Raw genomic sequence first — 846 nt, 5'->3', positions numbered from 1 at the left:
CTAGGGTCCAGACTCATTGAGTTTCATAGCCAGAACAAGACGGTTGCAGCGAGCATGATCGTGGAGAAGAAGGTTTCCGGGCACCGGTCGTATCGGGTCGCCACGCGCCGCCAATCCTTCAACCGCCCGAACATGATCTCGATGCGGTTGCGGCGTTTGTAGCGCCGCTTGTCGTATTTGATGGCCTTCTTGCGAGACTTCCGTCCGGGGATGCAGGCCTTTATCCCATTGTCTTTCAACGCCTCTCTGAACCAATCAGCGTCATATCCCCGATCGGCCAGAAGCCAGCCCGCCTTCGGCAGACTGCTCAGCAAAGCGGCCGCGCCGGTGTAATCACTGACCGGCCCGGCAGACATGAAGAACCCGATCGGGCGCCCGTTTGCATCGGCAACAGCGTGGAGCTTGGTATTCATACCACCTTTGGTGCGCCCGATCTGGCGCCCGCGCCCCCCTTTTTTACGCACAGGCTCGACGCCGTGCGGTGCGCCTTGAGATAGGTCGCGTCGATCATGATCGTCTTGTGCTCGGCACGCTCAGCGGCCAGGCCCACCATGATCCTGGCGAAGACCCCGTTGTCGCTCCAGCGCTTCCACCGGTTGTAGAGGGTCTTGGCCGGTCCGTATTCCTTCGGTGCGTCACACCAGCGCAACCCATTGCGATTGATAAAGATTATGCCACTGAGGACGCGACGATCATCAACACGCGGCTTGCCATGGCTCTTGGGAAAGAACGGCTTCAGGCGCTCCATTTGGGCGTCCGTTAGCCAGTAAAGATTGCTCATCGATCAGGTCTCCTTGCGGAGCCTGAATCACGCCAAATGACTGAAATCAATGGGTCTGGAGCCTA

The 846-nt window shown here is 58.7% G+C and carries 1 protein-coding gene; it reads right to left on the bottom strand.

Translation table 11 applies throughout. From position 1 onward, the window contains the following. Nucleotides 1–23: 23 nt before the first annotated feature. Nucleotides 24–781 (bottom strand): IS5 family transposase gene (locus LZA78_RS17510; RefSeq protein ID WP_233678165.1). Its coding sequence is split into 2 segments (ribosomal slippage): nt 24–463 and nt 463–781, totalling 759 coding nucleotides; the frame shifts between segments, so codons are not numbered across the junction. Between the last annotated feature and the right edge of the window lie 65 nt (nt 782–846).

The sequence above is a fragment of the Rhodobacter flavimaris genome, from assembly GCF_021378075.1.
Lineage (GTDB): Bacteria > Pseudomonadota > Alphaproteobacteria > Rhodobacterales > Rhodobacteraceae > Rhodobacter > Rhodobacter flavimaris.
This window is presented reverse-complemented; position numbering and strand designations above follow the sequence as displayed.